Source organism: Nocardia citri (assembly GCF_054065835.1).
In genome coordinates, this window is sequence record NZ_JBSUQM010000022.1 from 42,522 (window position 1) to 58,402 (window position 15,881).

Annotated in this window: 13 protein-coding genes; 8 read left to right on the plus strand and 5 right to left on the minus strand. The window is 65.4% G+C overall.

Annotation, left to right across the window (positions count from 1 at the left end; translation table 11 throughout):
- Positions 1-84 precede the first annotated feature (84 nt).
- The 4 genes from ACW2Q0_RS24185 to ACW2Q0_RS24200 all read left to right on the plus strand — a co-directional run bounded on the left by ACW2Q0_RS24185 (position 85) and on the right by ACW2Q0_RS24200 (position 6,294).
- A complete protein-coding gene (locus tag ACW2Q0_RS24185) occupies positions 85-1,815 on the plus strand; it encodes a sensor histidine kinase (RefSeq protein WP_457193192.1) in 1,731 nt (576 codons plus the stop codon).
- A 352-nt stretch (positions 1,816-2,167) separates the two neighbouring features.
- Complete coding sequence (locus tag ACW2Q0_RS24190) at positions 2,168-3,499, plus strand: diguanylate cyclase domain-containing protein (RefSeq protein WP_457193193.1); 1,332 nt, start codon at positions 2,168-2,170, stop codon at positions 3,497-3,499.
- Between the two features lie 11 nt (positions 3,500-3,510).
- Complete coding sequence (locus ACW2Q0_RS24195) at positions 3,511-3,849, plus strand: antibiotic biosynthesis monooxygenase family protein (RefSeq protein WP_457193194.1); 339 nt, start codon at positions 3,511-3,513, stop codon at positions 3,847-3,849.
- Positions 3,850-3,933: 84 nt separating this feature from the next.
- Positions 3,934-6,294 carry a HelD family protein gene (locus tag ACW2Q0_RS24200; protein ID WP_457193195.1) on the plus strand — a complete coding sequence of 787 codons (2,361 nt, stop codon included), beginning with the start codon at positions 3,934-3,936 and terminating at the stop codon, positions 6,292-6,294.
- Between the two features lie 62 nt (positions 6,295-6,356).
- On the opposite strand, the gene ACW2Q0_RS24205 is transcribed toward ACW2Q0_RS24200, so the two are convergent.
- The 3 genes from ACW2Q0_RS24205 to ACW2Q0_RS24215 form a co-directional block, all read right to left on the minus strand.
- The gene (locus ACW2Q0_RS24205; RefSeq protein WP_457193196.1) at positions 6,357-6,809 is read right to left on the minus strand and encodes a universal stress protein; all 453 of its coding nucleotides are present in this window, start codon (positions 6,807-6,809) and stop codon (positions 6,357-6,359) included.
- A 529-nt stretch (positions 6,810-7,338) separates the two neighbouring features.
- Entirely contained in the window at positions 7,339-7,653 is a 315-nt protein-coding gene (locus ACW2Q0_RS24210) for a DoxX family protein (RefSeq protein WP_457193197.1), read from the minus strand.
- 168 nt (positions 7,654-7,821) lie between these two features.
- Complete coding sequence (locus tag ACW2Q0_RS24215; RefSeq protein WP_457193198.1) at positions 7,822-8,703, minus strand: AraC family transcriptional regulator; 882 nt, start codon at positions 8,701-8,703, stop codon at positions 7,822-7,824.
- Positions 8,704-8,939: 236 nt separating this feature from the next.
- On the opposite strand from ACW2Q0_RS24215, the gene ACW2Q0_RS24220 reads away from it, so the two are divergent.
- Positions 8,940-10,142 (plus strand): IS110 family RNA-guided transposase, encoded by a 1,203-nt coding sequence (locus ACW2Q0_RS24220; RefSeq protein ID WP_457193199.1) that lies wholly within the window; start codon positions 8,940-8,942, stop codon positions 10,140-10,142.
- A gap of 154 nt (positions 10,143-10,296) precedes the next feature.
- The gene (locus ACW2Q0_RS24225; protein WP_457193200.1) at positions 10,297-10,776 is read left to right on the plus strand and encodes a VOC family protein; all 480 of its coding nucleotides are present in this window, start codon (positions 10,297-10,299) and stop codon (positions 10,774-10,776) included.
- A gap of 38 nt (positions 10,777-10,814) precedes the next feature.
- Here ACW2Q0_RS24225 and uvrB read toward each other — a convergent pair whose 3' ends face one another.
- The gene (gene uvrB, locus ACW2Q0_RS24230) at positions 10,815-12,998 is read right to left on the minus strand and encodes an excinuclease ABC subunit UvrB (RefSeq protein WP_457193201.1); all 2,184 of its coding nucleotides are present in this window, start codon (positions 12,996-12,998) and stop codon (positions 10,815-10,817) included.
- A gap of 341 nt (positions 12,999-13,339) precedes the next feature.
- Between uvrB and ACW2Q0_RS24235 the strand changes: the two genes are divergently transcribed.
- Both ACW2Q0_RS24235 and ACW2Q0_RS24240 read left to right on the plus strand, forming a co-directional pair.
- The gene (locus ACW2Q0_RS24235) at positions 13,340-13,984 is read left to right on the plus strand and encodes a DUF402 domain-containing protein (protein ID WP_457193202.1); all 645 of its coding nucleotides are present in this window, start codon (positions 13,340-13,342) and stop codon (positions 13,982-13,984) included.
- A 75-nt stretch (positions 13,985-14,059) separates the two neighbouring features.
- Positions 14,060-14,584, plus strand: a complete 525-nt coding sequence (locus tag ACW2Q0_RS24240; protein ID WP_457193203.1) for a DUF402 domain-containing protein — start codon at positions 14,060-14,062, stop codon at positions 14,582-14,584.
- Positions 14,585-14,593: 9 nt separating this feature from the next.
- Here ACW2Q0_RS24240 and coaE read toward each other — a convergent pair whose 3' ends face one another.
- On the minus strand, positions 14,594-15,805 hold the full coding sequence (gene coaE / locus ACW2Q0_RS24245; RefSeq protein ID WP_457193204.1) for a dephospho-CoA kinase: 1,212 nt from the start codon (positions 15,803-15,805) through the stop codon (positions 14,594-14,596).
- Between the last annotated feature and the right edge of the window lie 76 nt (positions 15,806-15,881).

Consider the following 15,881-nt stretch of genomic DNA (forward strand, 5'->3'; position numbering starts at 1 on the left):
CCCGCGAACAGAGCCGAAAGTCCTCGATCCACCAATTAGACTGGCGTAGGCGCGGTTACGCGCCTGCCAGGACAGGATGCCGTCATGACCGAAGAGCTGGGCAGCGGCCGCTATCCGGTACGCGGCACGATATCGCAACTCCGGCTCCGGGAGCTGCTGTCGGAGGTCAAGGAACGCGTCGAGCTGATCATCGATTCACGCGACCGGATGGACGGCTTGGTCGAGGCGATGCTGACCGTCACCTCCGGCCTCGACCTCGAGGAAACGCTGCGCGCCATCGTGCATACCGCCACCAGCCTGGTGGACGCCCGCTACGGCGCGCTGGCAGTGCGCGGGCACGACCAGCAGGTCATCCAATTCCTCGACGAGGGTATGGACGATGCCATCCGGGAGCGCATCGGCCGCCCGCCCGCCGGACACGGCGTACTCGGTGAGGTGTTCACTCAACCCAGACCGCTGCGCCTCGACGAACTCTCGAAACACCCAGCGTCCGTGGGCTTTCCGGAACACCACCCGCCGATGCACACCTTCCTTGGCGTCCCGGTGCGCATCCGCGACGAGATCTTCGGCAGTCTCTATCTGACCGAGAAGGCCAACGGTCAGCCGTTCACCGAGGACGACGATGTGCTCGTACAGGCGCTGGCGGCCGCGGCCGGGATCGCGGTCGACAACGCCAGACTCTACGAATCGGCGCGCACCAGACAGGCCTGGATCGAGGCGACCCGCGATATCGCCACGGAATTCCTCGCGGGCACCGAACCCGATCGGGTGCTCGCCCACGTCGTCGACCACGCGCGCACCCTGACCGGCTCCCATCAATCGTTTCTGGCCAGCACCCCGGTACCGCAACTCGAACTCGCCGCGGTCGCCGAACTCGTCATCACGCAATGGTCCGGGCCGGGCCGCGGATTCGACGGACTGACCGTGGCCGCCGAGGGCACCGCACTCGGCGAAGCCTTCACCCGCCGCACGCCGCTGCGCTTCGACGACGCCGCCCTGATCGATCTCGGCGTACCACTGCATGACGTCGGGCCCGCGCTGATCCTGCCGCTGTGCACACCTGAGGCCACCCTCGGCACGCTGGTCACCGTGCGTCCCATCGGCTCACCGCCCTACACCGACGAACTCGTCGAGTTGACCAACGGCTTCACCGACCAGGCCGCACTGGCCATGCAGCTGGCCGAAACCCAGCGCAGGATGCGCGAACTCGATATCCTCGCCGACCGCGACCGCATCGCCCGTGACCTGCACGATCATGTGATCCAGCGCTTGTTCGCCGTCGGACTCACCCTGCAGAGCGCGCTACCACGCGCCGAGGCACCCGAAGTGCGCCAACACCTTTCGACTGTCATCAATGAGCTGCAGGAGGTGGTCCAGGATATCCGGACCGCCATCTTCGACCTGCACGCCGGCAGAATCGAATTGCAGCAGCGGATCGAGGATGCGGTGCGCCAGCAGACCACCGATTCGCCGCTGCGGGCCACCGTGCAGGTGACCGGGTCGCTGTCGGTGCTGGAGGCCGAGTTGGCCGATCATGCGGAGGCGGTGGTGCGTGAGGCGGTGAGCAATGCGGTACGGCATTCCGGTGCGTCGACCGTCTCGGTGCAGATCAGCGTGGCCGATGATCTGACCATCGTCGTCACCGATGACGGTTGGGGCATTCCGCATCACGTGATCCGCGGCGGATTGCGGAATCTGGAACAGCGGGCCGAGAAATCGGACGGGCAGTTCACCATCGGTCCCGCGGTGACGGATATCCACGAAACAGAGGCCATGCCGGGCACGAAGTTGTCCTGGTCGGTGCCGCTACCGTAAGTGGAGGGCAGTAGTCGCGGGTAGTCCCGGTGCCCGTCATCGACCAGATAGAAGTCGCGCCAGTCGCCGACGTCGCCGAGCACGATCGCGTGCAACGCACCGACGGCGCGGCCCGGTCGCCAACCACGCGCGGACGCGTCGGCGACCGCCTCGCGAGCCGACTCCCGGAGCCGAAGCGACGTTCGGCTCGAGCATATTCACAGCCCCGGGTGCAATGATCACCACATAGCGGCCGACGAGCGCCGGGACTGTGAGCGAAACAATAACGTCGACGATGTGATCTTGCACACGTCGATGCCAGAATAATCCCATGTTCCAATGGCCATGATTGGGTCGACGATCGGGGGTTCGAGTGGATGAGGACAAGGCAGCCGACGCCGAGCAACTGGCTCAGCGCTACCGGTCCCTGGTCGAACACACCCCGGACGGGATCGTCGTGCACGAGCGCGGCATCGTCGTCTACGCCAACCCTGCCACCGCGCGCATGCTCGGCGCCGAGAGCACCGATCAGCTGATCGGCGAGCCGCTGACCCGATTCGTCCATCCCGCTTCCGTGCCCGGCATGGTGGACCGCATCGAGCAGCTGACCACCACCGGCGCCGCCTCCGATCCGACCGAAATGCAGCTCATCCGGGTCGATGGCGAGATCGTCCCGGTCGAGACGGTTTCGGTACTCACCCCATGGCATGACCGTCTCGCCTATCAGGTGGTCATCCACGATCTCACCGCCCAGCGCGCCGCGGAGGCCGCACAGCGCCGGGCCGAACAGCACTTCACCACCGTGGTCTCGCAGTTGGAGGAGGGCGTGGTGGTGATCGATCGCGACGGCCGCATCGAAACCGCCAATCCAGCGGCTGTGCGGATCTTCGGCACCGACGAACGCACCGGCGAACTCGTGGGCGCCACCATCGACGAACTGCCGCTGATTCTGCTCGACGCCAATGCCCAGCCGCTACCGGCGAGCCGGCATCCGGTCGCGCGCACCCTGGCGACCGGCGAGACGATCACCGGTTACGTATTCGGCGTCGACCGCCACGACGGTCAGCGCCGCTGGCTCTCGGGCAGTTCGCGACTGCTCAATCCGGGCGATCCGGATTCCCCCGCGGTGTCGTCCTTCGCCGATATCACCGAATTCCGGGCCAGTCGAAGGCAATTGGAGTTTCAGGCCACGCACGATTCGCTGACCGGCCTGGCCAACCGCTCGCTGATCCTGTCCCAGCTCGCCAATGCGCTCGCCGCCAGCGAGGATCTGCCGGTCTCGACGGTGCTGTTCATCGATTTGGACGGCTTCAAGGCGATCAACGACACCCTGGGCCACGCGATCGGCGATACCGTGCTGCAGATCGTGGCGCAGCGGTTGCAGCGCGCGCTGCGCGGCACCGATCTGGTCGGCCGGCTCGGTGGCGACGAATTCCTGGTGCTGCTGTCCGGCCGGACCCGCCGCATCGATCTCGACTCCCTGATCCTGCGACTGCGCTCGACCACGTCCGAGCCGATCATCGCGCGCGGGCACCGGATCGAGGTGAACGCCTCCATCGGCGTGACCGAACTCGCAGAGGGCGATCGCCGCACGCCCGAGGTGGTGCTGCACGACGCCGATCTGGCGATGTATCGTGCCAAGCCGACAGCGCACCGGGAAGCCACCAGCCTGGGCCGCAGACCGAATAACACACACGCTTCCTGAAGGTTTTTCGCATGATCATCGAACACGCGCTGTTGCCCGTCCGTCCCGCCGAAGCGGCAGCCTTCGAGGCGGCTTTTGCCCAGGCCAGGCCGATCATCGAGAATATGCCTGGCTTCGGTTCGCTATCGCTGTCGCGGTGCGTCGAGGCGCCCCATACCTATTTGCTGTTGGTGGGATGGGAACAGTTGAGCGACCATGTGGATGGCTTCCGCGGATCCGCCGGGTATCAGCGCTGGAAGCAACTGCTACACCACTTCTACGAACCATTCCCCGTCGTCCAACATTTCACACCGGTCCTGGCCACGAACCCGCTACCTGCGGTTACGGCGAGCCCGCCGGACCACCAGTAAACTCGAAAACTCTGTTTTCAATGGCGTTCGCGTGCACCGTGACCAGCGTGTGCACCGGCTCATCGCGGTGACAAGGAGTTCAGTTTGCCCGACCGCCTCACTCAGGATCGTGCCGCGCACGACGGCGCGCCCGAGCGGAACCGCGAGATCGACCAGGAGCAGGCCTACCTGTCCGTGCTCTATGAACGACTCGACGATATGCGCCGCTACGCCACGAATCGGCTGCGCACCGTCCTGCTGGAAACCGGTGGCACCCCGCAGGCTCGCACCGAACGCGAATCCTTCAGCCAACTCTATTCCGAGGATCTGGCCAAGTACGACGCCGCCGAACACGGCCTGTGCTTCGGCCGCATCGACCTCGACGGTGACCAGGAAGGCGAATACCGCTATATCGGCCGGCTCGGCATCCTCGACGAGAAGGACGACTACGAGACGCTGCTGCTGGATTGGCGCGCGCCGCTGGCCCGGCCGTTCTATCTCGCGACGACCGCCGCACCGGACGGGGTGATCCGGCGTCGACATATCCGATCCCGCAATCGGCGGGTCACGGCCGTCAATGACGAGTACCTGGACCTCGATGCCGCCCGGACCGCGGGTGTGACCGATGGCGAGGGCGGGGTCGGCAGCGAAAACGCATTGCTCTCGGCGCTCAATGCTGCCCGCACCGGCCATATGAACGACATCGTCGAGACCATCCAGAGCGAGCAGGACGCGATTATTCGCTCCGAGCACAAAAGCGTGCTGGTGGTGCAGGGCGGTCCGGGCACCGGCAAGACCGCCGTCGCATTGCACCGGGCGGCCTACCTGCTCTACACCTACCGCCAGCAGCTGGCCAAGAGCGGTGTGCTGATCATCGGTCCGAATGCCACCTTCCTCGACTACATCAGCCAAGTGCTGCCCTCGCTCGGTGAGACCGGCGTGCTGCTGTCCACCATCGGCGATCTGTACCCGGGAGTGAAGGCAACCCGCGAGGATTCGCTGCGCGCGGGCGAGGTCAAGGGCTCACTGGCCATGCTGGAGGTGCTCAAGCAGGCGGTGCGCGACCGCCAGGAGGTGCCGTCCGAGCCGGTCCGGCTCACCTTCGACGGCTACCCGGTCACCCTCGATCGCAAGATCGCCACCAAGGCGCGCGGCCGGGCCCGCTCATCGCGGCGCCCGCACAATCTCGCCCGGCCGATCTTCGCCTCCTCGGTCATCGACGCACTCACCGAGCAACTGGCCCAGACCATGGGCGCGGATCTGTCCGGCGGCCACCCGGGGATAGCAGGAGGCGGAGCCGACGGGGCGGGTAAGGAAAGTCTGCTCAGCCGCACCGACCTCGCCGAGATTCGGGACGAAATGCGCGCCGATCCGCAGATCCAGGCGGCCATCGGCAAGCTCTGGCCGATCCTGTCGCCGCAGGAGGTGCTCGCGGATCTGCTGGCCGATCCGAAGCGACTCGACCGGGCCGCGAGCAGTTTGGATCCAGCCGACCGAGCCGAACTCGCGCGTTCGGACAACGGCGAATTCAGCGCGCCGGACGCACCGCTACTCGACGAACTCGCCGAACTGCTCGGCATCGACGACACCGAGGAACGCGAACGCGCCCGTCGCCGCTGGCGGGCGCAATTGGCCGAGGCCCAGGACGCACTCGACATCCTGACCGGTTCGGCACCACAGGATCTCGAGGACGACCTCGATCCGGAGATCCTGATGGCCTACGACCTGATAGACGCCAGCCAGCTGGCCGCACGTCAGGATGTGCGCAATCGGCAAACCACCGCGGAGCGCGCGGCGGGTGATCGCAATTGGACCTACGGCCATGTGATCGTCGATGAGGCGCAAGAACTTTCGGAAATGGCCTGGCGTATGGTGATGCGCCGCATCCCGAACCGGTGGGTCACGGTGGTCGGCGATGTCGCGCAGACCGGCGATCCGGCGGGCGCCTCGTCCTGGCAGCGAATGCTGGAACCCTATGTGGCACAACGGTGGAAGCTCACCGAGTTGACCGTGAACTACCGCACCCCCGCCGAGATCATGGCGGTCGCGGCCGATGTGCTCACCGAAATAGATCCGGATGCGGCGGCGCCGCGGTCGGTGCGCGAGACGGGAGTGCGCCCGCACGCCCATGCCGTCGATGCGAGCGAATTGCATAGTGCGGTAGCGCAATTGGTAGCCGCGCAGACCGGCCCCGGTACCACTGCGGTCATCACACCGCACAAGCTGGTCACGGACTTCGCCGATTTGGTGGGCGAATCCGTCCGGGTGCTGACGGTGCACGAGGTCAAGGGCCTGGAATTCGACGCGGTCTATCTGGTAGAGCCACAGGGCATCCTCGACGAATCACCGCGCGGGTTGAACGATCTGTACGTGGCACTGACCCGAGCAACCCAGCGGCTCGGGGTGGTGTACACCGGCGAGCTGCCATCGGTGCTGCGGGCGGGATTGGCGGGCGCGCCGGACTGACGAGAAAGACGACAGCCGTGCATTCGGCGAGGAATGCGCGGCTGCCGTTTCGGCTTTGCCGCTTATCTGACGGTGTGCACGATCAGCACATCCGAACGGGACTTACGCGCCACATCCGAGGGCACCGAACCCAGCAACCGGCCGGCCAAGGTGTTGAGGCCACGGTTGCCGACGACCAACAGATCGGCTTGGACCTCCTTGACGAGCGCGAGCAGCGACTCGACGGGCTCACCTACGATCGCGCGCTCGACGATCTCCGTGGTGCCCGCGGCAATCGCCCGGTCGCGGGCGGTGCGCAGGATTTCGTTGGTGGGCGCGGAGCCGCGCACCTGGTATGCCTCGTCCTTGAGCACATCGGCCGCGGCGGCCACATCGCGATCGTCGCTCGGATAGTACGCGCAGGCCACGACCAGGGTCGCACCCGCGGCCGCGGCCAGCGAAGCGGCCTTGTCGACAGCTACGTACGACGAGTCCGAGCCATCGGTGCCGACGACTATGGTCCGGTAGACGGTCATGCCTCCACCTCGCTGATGCACGGCTCCGGCATCACCGCCGCAGGCGCCGCGCCGATGGTTCGCTCGCTTCGCTCCCTCACGTCGTCCTCCTCCAACTATGTGCTGTCGGGTGCCTGCGCCGATGCGACGTGAAGTCGTAGCATCGGCGCGGCGACTGGGGTCGACCATAGCGGCAAATCGGCCGGAAATAGCAGAAATCGCAACACATCACGCTGCGGATGTTCCGGCTTTTATGACACGGGTTCATCCGGCGAATGCGACAGAGCCTTTGCGACCTGGACGGATCCGACTTCCGGGTCCGCGACTCGTGAGCCATCACAAATGGCTCGAACATTATTGTCTCCCCGGGGTATTCATCACATATCCCGATCACGTCGGCCCGACCGCGACCGGTAATAACGTACCCGGCCGGTCGGCCGCCATCCACCCGGTTCCGCGGTTGCCGCGATGGAGTTCAGGCGATCCGAAAATGCCGAGTGCGCCTCTACGGCGCACAATATCGAGGCGATCGGCATAGGTCCGGTCGCATCTACAGACCGGTGAAAAGCGGTCCAGTGATGATAAATCCGAGTTCATCGACATGCGCGAAGAAAGCGAACAACATCAACGAGGCACCGGCGAGCGCGAGATCCTTGTTGAAATGGATCATGTCGCCCTCCTTGGCCTCCCGATCGGTCACCTTCCAGAACCGGTGCATCAGGAATGCAGTCGGCACCAGCATGATCACCAGCAACAGTGCCCCGAATTCGGCCCAGACTCCGAGCAGCACGCTGACGCCGCCGACGGCGAGGACCGCCGGCCAACACCACGACTCTCGGCTGCGACCCTGCGGATAAGCGGTCATCTCATCGGCCTGCGTCAGATTGCCTGGACGCGGAACCGAGGAACAACACCACGAATAGAACGCGCCCGATCAACACCAAGACATCCGCGTCCAAATCCTCATTCGCCGATGCGCAGGGCCGATTCCCGATTCGTGTTCGACTGATCGAACGCTATCGGGTCCTGCAAACTACTTTCTGATCGTCACGACCTTCGAAGTCACCTCGTTACGAGATCTCAGCGAATTCTTGGCATATTCCAATGGAGTCATTCCGACTGCGGCGGTGAAATCACGCGAGAAATGCGCCTGATCGAAATAACCCAAATCGGTGGCCAACGCGGCCAGATCTTCGATACGCCCGCGTGCGAGTAGATCGGCCCCGTCCTGGAGCCGGTATCGGCGTAGCACCCATTTCGGTCCCGCGCCGACATACCGCCGGAACATCCGCTGCAATGTGCGGATCGGGATATCGAACCGATCAGTGACCTGATCGACCCGGGTCAGTTCCTGGTCCTTTTCCATGGCGGCGACAATGCGCAGCACCAGTCGGTAGTTGGGATCCGCCGCGGCCTTCCGGCGGATCAGGAAATCCTCGATTACGGTGCGGCGCTTGATATCCGAGGATTCGGCCAATACACGATCGGCCAGCCCCGCGGCCTCCGGCAGCACGGCCGTGAGCGGCACGGCGGTGTCCCGGAAAGCACCGACATCCAGTCCGGTGAACGCGCCGAATCCACCGGCGCGAAAGCGTGCGCCGAAGGTCTCCCCCGCACCGCTGAGCTCCCGGACGAACTTCGTCGTACAGACGCCGTTGACGAAACCGCCGGTGCGGGTTTCGCAGCGTTCGAAGGTGACGTTCACGCACGGGAACGGCAGCACCTCGGCGTAGTACGGCGGCCGACCGGTCAAATCCCAACGCACCGACCAATACCATTCGACGAACCGCCCGACCCGCGGCCCAGCCGGCAGCCGCGCCAGCGACCGATGTCTGGCCTGCTCGTCAGGATGCAGAATGCCCTTCACATTGTCGAGCGTGGGCACCGCAACCGGACCGTCCGCTACGCCGCTCATTAGGGCACCATCCCTTCTGCAGCCCGAACAGGTAGGGTTGTGACCTCTCGGTCCCGGTGGGTGCATGGCCCGGTTCGCGAGCCACTCGATGGCCATCGTGAGTATTGCCAGCCTCGCCGGGCCGAGGGCCGCAGACCGGCATCAAGGACACGCCCGTTCGAGGGCCGATTAATGAGCTTCCGGCGGCGGCCCTCGTGACCGATGAGGTGCTCGTTCGACCTCGAAGGAGCCCTTCTGTGGCGTTCACCGGCTGGGACTGGGGCATGACCGCCCACGACGTCACCGTCATCGACGACGCCGGCACCAAACTCGACCGGTTCCCCGTCCCCCACACCGAGGACGGCCTCGCCGCAGCACTGGCACGGCTGGCCCGCCACGGCGACCCGAGCCAGTTGCCGGTGTCGATCGAAACCACCCGCGGCCTGGTCGTGGACCGGCTGCTCGCCGCCGGACACCCGGTGATCCCGGTGCACCCCAACGCTTTCCACGCCGCCCGGCCCCGCTGGGGTGCGGCGCGGGCGAAGAACGATCCCGGTGACGGGTTCAAGCTGGCCGATTACGCCCGTACCGACGGCCACCGGCTGCCGACATTGGTCCCGACCCTGCCCGAGACTCTCGAGCTGCAGGCATTGACCCGCCAGCGTGGTGACCACCTCGAGCTGCGTATCGCGGCGGCCAACCAGCTCGCCGCGCTGCTCGATACACACTGGCCGGGCGGGAAAACCATTTTCGCGCAACCATATTCGGCGATCGGGCTGGATTTCCTGGACCGCTACCCGACCCCGCAGGCCGCCGCCAGGCTCACCCCCGCACGCATCGAGCAGTTCTGCAAACGACGCGGCTACAGCGGCCGACGCAGCGGCACCGAGCTGCTGACCCGGCTGCGTGAGGCACCGACTGCCGCCAGCCGACTCAGCGAAACCGTTGTCGCGCAACTGATCCGCACCCAAGCCGGCATCGTGCGGTCGATCCAGGCCGGCATCGACGCCCTCGACACCGTGATCGCCGAAGCGGTCGCCAAGCACCCCTACGCCCGGCTGCTGGCCGATCTGCCCCGCATCGGCACGTTGAACCTGGCCCAGATCCTCGGCGAGGTCGGACCGATCCTCGAACGCGCCACCAGCTTCGAACAAGTCGCCGCCGAGACCGGCATCGCCCCGGTCACCCGCGCCTCCGGCAAAAGCCACACCGTCTCGTTCCGGTACGCCACCAACCGACGAGCCCGCCAAGCCCTGCACACCTGGATCGACAACAGCCGCCGCGCCGACACCTGGGCCGCCGAACGCTACACCAGCGCCCGCGCCCGTGGACAACGCCACCCACACGCCATCCGCACCCTCGGCCGCGCCTGGCTGCGCATCATCTGGGCCTGCTGGCGCACAAAAACCGCCTACAACCCAGCCCGACACGAGCCGGTGACACAACCGACCGCCGCGTAGGGGTTGACTCAAGGAACTCACGACTGCACCTCGCTGACGCTCGGCTCCGTCGTGCGCGATCGCGCGCTGTGTCGATGGTTCACTCGCTGACGCTCGCTCACAACTGTCGCTTTCTTACAAGACCGGCTCGCCGCGCTCGGCCAGGCTTATCGGCATGAGCGAAACAGCGAGCACCGTCGATCCCATCGCCGACGGCTACCACTCCATCACCTGCTTCCTGGCCGTTCCCGACGGCAACAAGGCAATCGAGTTCTATACCACCGTTTTCGAGGCCGAGGTGATCAGCCGCAACGATCTGCCCGACGGTCAGCCCGCGCACGCCGAACTGAAGATCGGCGACTCGACGCTGCAATTGGGCATGCCCATTCCGGACAACAATGTCCTGGCCCCCAATGGCGAATGGGTACACACCTCGATCGTGCACTACTGCCCCGATGTCGACGCGGTCGTCAAGCGGGCCATCGAGAACGGCGCCCGCAGTGCCGAGCAGCCGCAGACCTTCGTCACCGGCGACCGCTTCGGCGTGGTTATCGACCCCTTCGGCCACCGCTGGGCGGTGCTGACCAAGGTCGAGAATGTCTCGCGTGAAGAGGCCGAGCGCCGCGTCAACGAATGGATGGCCACCCAGAGCTGAGCTATACCGAGCCCGGCGGCGCCGCAAGACGTCGCCGCTCAACTCAGCCCCGCGGCATCCATCCCGCGCAGTTCCTTCTTCAGATCCGCGATCTCGTCGCGCAGCCGACCGGCCAATTCGAACTGCAAGTCGCGGGCCGCGTTCATCATCTGCGCGGTGAGTTCCTTGACCAGATCGGCGAGTTCGGCCCGCGGCATCGACTTGACGTCGCGACCCTCGTACACTCCCGCGCTGACCGCCCGCCCCGGCTCGCCCTGCGCGCGACGGCCGCGACTGGCATTGCGGCCGGAGCCGCCGACGGCCACCTCACTGTCGTCGGCCTCCAGATACACCTGATCCAGAATGTCGGCGATCTTCTTGCGCAGCGGCTGCGGATCGATGCCCATCGATTCGTTGTAGGCGATCTGCTTGGCCCGGCGGCGTTCGGTCTCCCCGATCGCGTGCTGCATCGAGTCGGTGATCTTGTCCGCGTACATATGCACTTCACCGGAGACATTGCGCGCCGCGCGGCCGATGGTCTGGATGAGGCTGGTGCTGCTGCGCAGGAAGCCCTCCTTATCCGCGTCCAGGATCGCGACCAACGACACCTCGGGCAGGTCGAGGCCTTCGCGGAGCAGGTTGATGCCGACCAGCACATCGAACTCACCCAGTCGCAGCTGGCGCAGCAACTCGACCCGGCGCAACGTGTCGATCTCCGAATGCAGATACCGCACCCGGACGCCGAGTCCGAGCAGATAGTCGGTGAGGTCCTCGGCCATCTTCTTCGTCAGCGTCGTGACGAGCACCCGTTCGTCGCGCTCGGTGCGCAGCCGGATCTCGTGCACCAGATCATCGATCTGGCCCTTGGTCGGCTTGACGACAACCTGCGGATCCACCAGACCCGTCGGGCGGATCACCTGCTCGACCACCTCACCACCGGCCTGGCCGAGTTCGTACGGCCCCGGGGTGGCCGATAGATAGACCGCCTGCCCGATCCGCTCGGCGAACTCCTCCCAGGTGAGCGGTCGGTTGTCGATCGCCGACGGCAGCCGGAAACCGTACTCGACCAGGTTGCGCTTGCGCGACATATCACCCTCGTACATGCCGCCGATCTGCGGAACGGTCACATGCGACTCGTCGATGACGAGCAGGAAGTCCTCCGGGAAGTAATCCAGCAGCGTCGCGGGTGCGGATCCGGCCGGGCGCCCGTCGATATGGCGCGAGTAGTTCTCGATGCCCGAGCAGAAGCCGACCTGGCGGATCATCTCGAGGTCGTACTGGGTACGCATGCGCAGCCGCTGCGCCTCCAGCAGTTTGCCCTGGCGGTCCAGTTCGGCCAGGCGCGCCTCGAGTTCGGCCTCGATATCGCGGACCGCGCGCTCCATCCGCTCCGGCCCCGCGACGTAGTGCGTGGCCGGGAAGATCCGGACGGTATCGACCTGGCGCACCACATCACCGGTGAGCGGATGCAAATAGTACAGCGCATCGATCTCGTCGCCGAAGAATTCGATGCGCACCGCGAGCTCCTCGTAGGACGGGATGATCTCGACGGTGTCACCGCGCACCCGGAACGAACCACGGGTGAAGGACATGTCGTTGCGGGTGTACTGCACGTCGACCAGCAGCCGCAGGAAGGCGTCGCGATCGATTTCGGTACCGACATCCAGTTGCACCGACCGATCCAGATACGACTGCGGTGTACCGAGACCGTAGATGCACGAGACCGACGCGACCACCACGACATCGCGACGCGAGAGCAGACTCGAGGTGGCCGAATGCCGCAGCCGCTCGACGTCGTCGTTGATCGAGCTGTCCTTCTCGATATAGGTATCGGTCTGCGCGATATAGGCCTCGGGCTGGTAGTAGTCGTAGTACGAGACGAAGTACTCGACGGCATTGTTGGGCAACATTTCTCGCAGCTCATTGGCCAGCTGCGCCGCGAGCGTCTTATTGGGCGCCATCACCAGCGTCGGCCGCTGCAGCCGCTCGATCAGCCACGCGGTGGTGGCCGATTTACCGGTGCCGGTCGCACCGAGCAGCACCACGTCACGCTCGCCCGCCTTGATGCGCCGCTCCAGCTCGGTGATGGCCGCGGGCTGATCACCGGCTGGCTGGTATTCGCTGACGACCTGGAAGTGCCCATCGGCCCGCTCGATCTCCCCGACCGGCCGGAATTCCGAATGTGCCAGCGGGGTGCCCCGGTCCTCGTAGCCTTCCGCCGGGATTTCGGTTGCGAATGCCATGGTGACCAGCCTAGGCGCAGGCACCGACATATTCTGCGGCCCCGCGGATCCGCGACTGCCCGGCCCGCGCCGGATCACAATCGACATACGCTTACGCGATCCGACGCACCGCCGCTGACGCACAATCTGCTACTTGTCCTATACGGCAGGTAAACGGACATTAATGTCTATTGCCGCAACGAAATTCACCTCTTTCTCAGGGGCAGCGAACCCACCGCAGCAGGTGTAGCCTGGGTTGGTTGTCGGACTGAGGACGAGGCCATGAGCGAGCGTAGCGAACGGTCGATAAACACAGCCGCAGGAGCGGTCATGCCGGAGCCGAGCGTCAGCGAGGTGGAGGCGTGAGCGCTCTGATTCCATTGCTTGCCGCCGCGCCTGCCGTAACCGGTATCGCCGGTTACGTTGCGCGTGACTTCCGGGGAGTCGCGCCCCCGATCCAAACACCTACCACCGCCGCCGCACCGGGATCGCCGATGACCACGACCCAACTAAAACCGAAGATCGAACATTTCAATATCGCCGAGCTGACCATGACCGATCCCAAGGGGTTCGTGCGCCCGATCGACCGCGTGCACGTCGAGCCGTGGGGTCTGTACGTGGCACGCACCGTCGGCGGTCCACGGATCCAATACATGGAAACCTGGCTGCTACCGGAACTCTGGTTGCGCGTGACGATCGCGCACTACCAGCCCGGACATCACCGCGACCTGGACTATTGCCTGCATATCGGCGAGTACACCCGGATCGAGCCCAAGCGCTGGAAGTCCATGGACCAGTATCTCGAGATCGCGGTGCGCCACTCCCGCTCGGCCCAGCTACGCGGGGTGGACGATCTGCTGGCCGCCCATTCGGCCGGTCTGATCGATACCGCACACGCACATCGCGCCCTGGACCGGGCGACAAAGGCGCTGGAGGGCGTGGCCGCGCACGGACACGAGGTCGAGCCGTGGCTTGCCACCAAGGAGATCTTCCTGACCTGGATGTAGTCCGATCCAGCGGAGATCTGTCCACCCGCTGCCGTACCACTCGACGCGACGGCGACGGCGGTAGATTCTGTTTGCATGACACAGGCACCATCAGTGGACGTGCACAGGCCCAAGGTCGAGTACTTCAACCTCGCGGACCTGACGAACACGGACCCGAAGGGCTTCGTCCGGCCGGTCGAGCGGTACCGCACCGAGCCGTGGGGCCTGTACATGGCACGCACCTCGGATCATCCGCAGTTCCACTACATCGAGTCGTGGCTACTTCCCACACTCGCCATCCGGGTGACGATCTTCCACTATCACCCCGCACATCGACGCGATCAGGACTACTACCTCGACCTCGGCCAATTCACCCAGGTAGAGGCGAAGAAGTGGAAGTCGGTGGATCACTACCTCGATATCGTGGTGCGCTCGGGACGCGAGACCGAACTGCTCGACGTGGACGAGTTGCTCGCCGCGCATAGTGCCGGCCTGATCACCCTCGCCGACGCCCGAGCGGCCATCGAGCACGCCTCCATCGCGATCGATGGCATCGCCGCCAACGGCTACTCGCTGGACCGCTGGCTCGCGAAGCTGAACATCACCCTGACCTGGCTGTAATACCGCCGCTCAGTCTTCGACGCCGTCGCGCCAGGCCGCGGCCCGCGCGTAGGCGGCGTCGAACCACGGTTCCTTCACATCCATATAAGCCAGTGTCGCCGCCTCTTTGGTCAGCCCGGCCGCTTTGGCCACACCCTCGCGCTTGACCTCCAGATACTCCGCGCGCACCGCCGCGTCGGCGCGCAGCCAGTCCCGGAACAGCAACGCGAATTCCTGTCCGGGCGAACCCGCCACCCGGATATGCACATTCGCCAACCGGCCCGGATCGGCATTCTGGTGAAACCGCTTGGCCCACAACGCCGTATCGCTGCCCGTCGGATCCGCCGCCGTCGGCTTCGGATTATCGCCGGTGATATCCGGACGCACCGGAAAACCGGCCGCCCCCAGAGCATCTCGCAGCCCGTCGGCGGCCGCCAGATCCGCGACGGTGATCTGCACATCGATCACATCCTTGGCGGGCAGTCCCGGTACCGCGGTCGAGCCGATGTGGTCGATCCGCGATGCTGCCGGACCGCACGCCACCTGCAGCCGGGCGATGAGTCGCTGCGCCTGTGCCGCCCACTCCGGATTCGCGGGTACGACGCGCAGTTCCGTGCGCCGCGCCGGTGTCGCGGTGCGCAGATTCTCCTCGAATGGCACCAGCCGTTGCGTCCACAACTGCCGTACCACCGGATCAATGGCCCCCGGCTCGCCGCTATTGTCCAACAACACATCCGCGACCGCGTAGCGTTGTTCATCGGTGGCCTGCGCCGAAATTCGCGCCCGTGCATCCGATTCGGAAACGCCCCGGAATTCCACCAATCGGCGTATCCGAGTTTCCGCGGGCACATCGACGATCAATACGAGATTCATCAGCGGCGCGAGACCGTTTTCCACCAACAGCGGAATATCTTGAACGAGAATCGCATCCGACGGCGCGGCCGAAATCAATTCCGTGGTTCGTTTACCGACCAAGGGATGGACAATGGAATTCAACGTCGCGCGCGCATCGTCGTTTCCGAATGCCTTGGCCGCCAGCGCCGGCCGGTCCAGACTGTCGTCGGCGGCGAGGATGTCGGGGCCGAACGCCGCCACCAACGCCGTGAGACCCTCGGTACCCGGCTCGACGACTTCCCTGGCGATCGCATCGGAATCGATGATCACCGCGCCGAGATCGGCGAGAATCCGCGCTACCGTCGACTTGCCCGCTCCCATGCCTCCGGTGAGGCCGATCCGTAACATTCGACCAGTCTCGCATCCACGATGTCGCGCCGAACGCACCCCCTGTGCCCGCAGTTCACTCAATCGGCTCGAACAC

Coding starts and splice junctions, on each gene's coding strand:
- ACW2Q0_RS24185 (WP_457193192.1), top strand. CDS start 85: ATGACCGAAGAGCTGGGCAGCGGCCGCTATCCGGTACGCGGCACGATA.
- ACW2Q0_RS24195 (WP_457193194.1), top strand. CDS start 3,511: ATGATCATCGAACACGCGCTGTTGCCCGTCCGTCCCGCCGAAGCGGCA.
- ACW2Q0_RS24205 (WP_457193196.1), bottom strand. CDS start 6,809: ATGACCGTCTACCGGACCATAGTCGTCGGCACCGATGGCTCGGACTCG.
- ACW2Q0_RS24210 (WP_457193197.1), bottom strand. CDS start 7,653: ATGACCGCTTATCCGCAGGGTCGCAGCCGAGAGTCGTGGTGTTGGCCG.
- ACW2Q0_RS24215 (WP_457193198.1), bottom strand. CDS start 8,703: ATGAGCGGCGTAGCGGACGGTCCGGTTGCGGTGCCCACGCTCGACAAT.
- ACW2Q0_RS24225 (WP_457193200.1), top strand. CDS start 10,297: ATGAGCGAAACAGCGAGCACCGTCGATCCCATCGCCGACGGCTACCAC.
- uvrB (WP_457193201.1), bottom strand. CDS start 12,998: ATGGCATTCGCAACCGAAATCCCGGCGGAAGGCTACGAGGACCGGGGC.
- ACW2Q0_RS24240 (WP_457193203.1), top strand. CDS start 14,060: ATGACACAGGCACCATCAGTGGACGTGCACAGGCCCAAGGTCGAGTAC.
- coaE (WP_457193204.1), bottom strand. CDS start 15,805: ATGTTACGGATCGGCCTCACCGGAGGCATGGGAGCGGGCAAGTCGACG.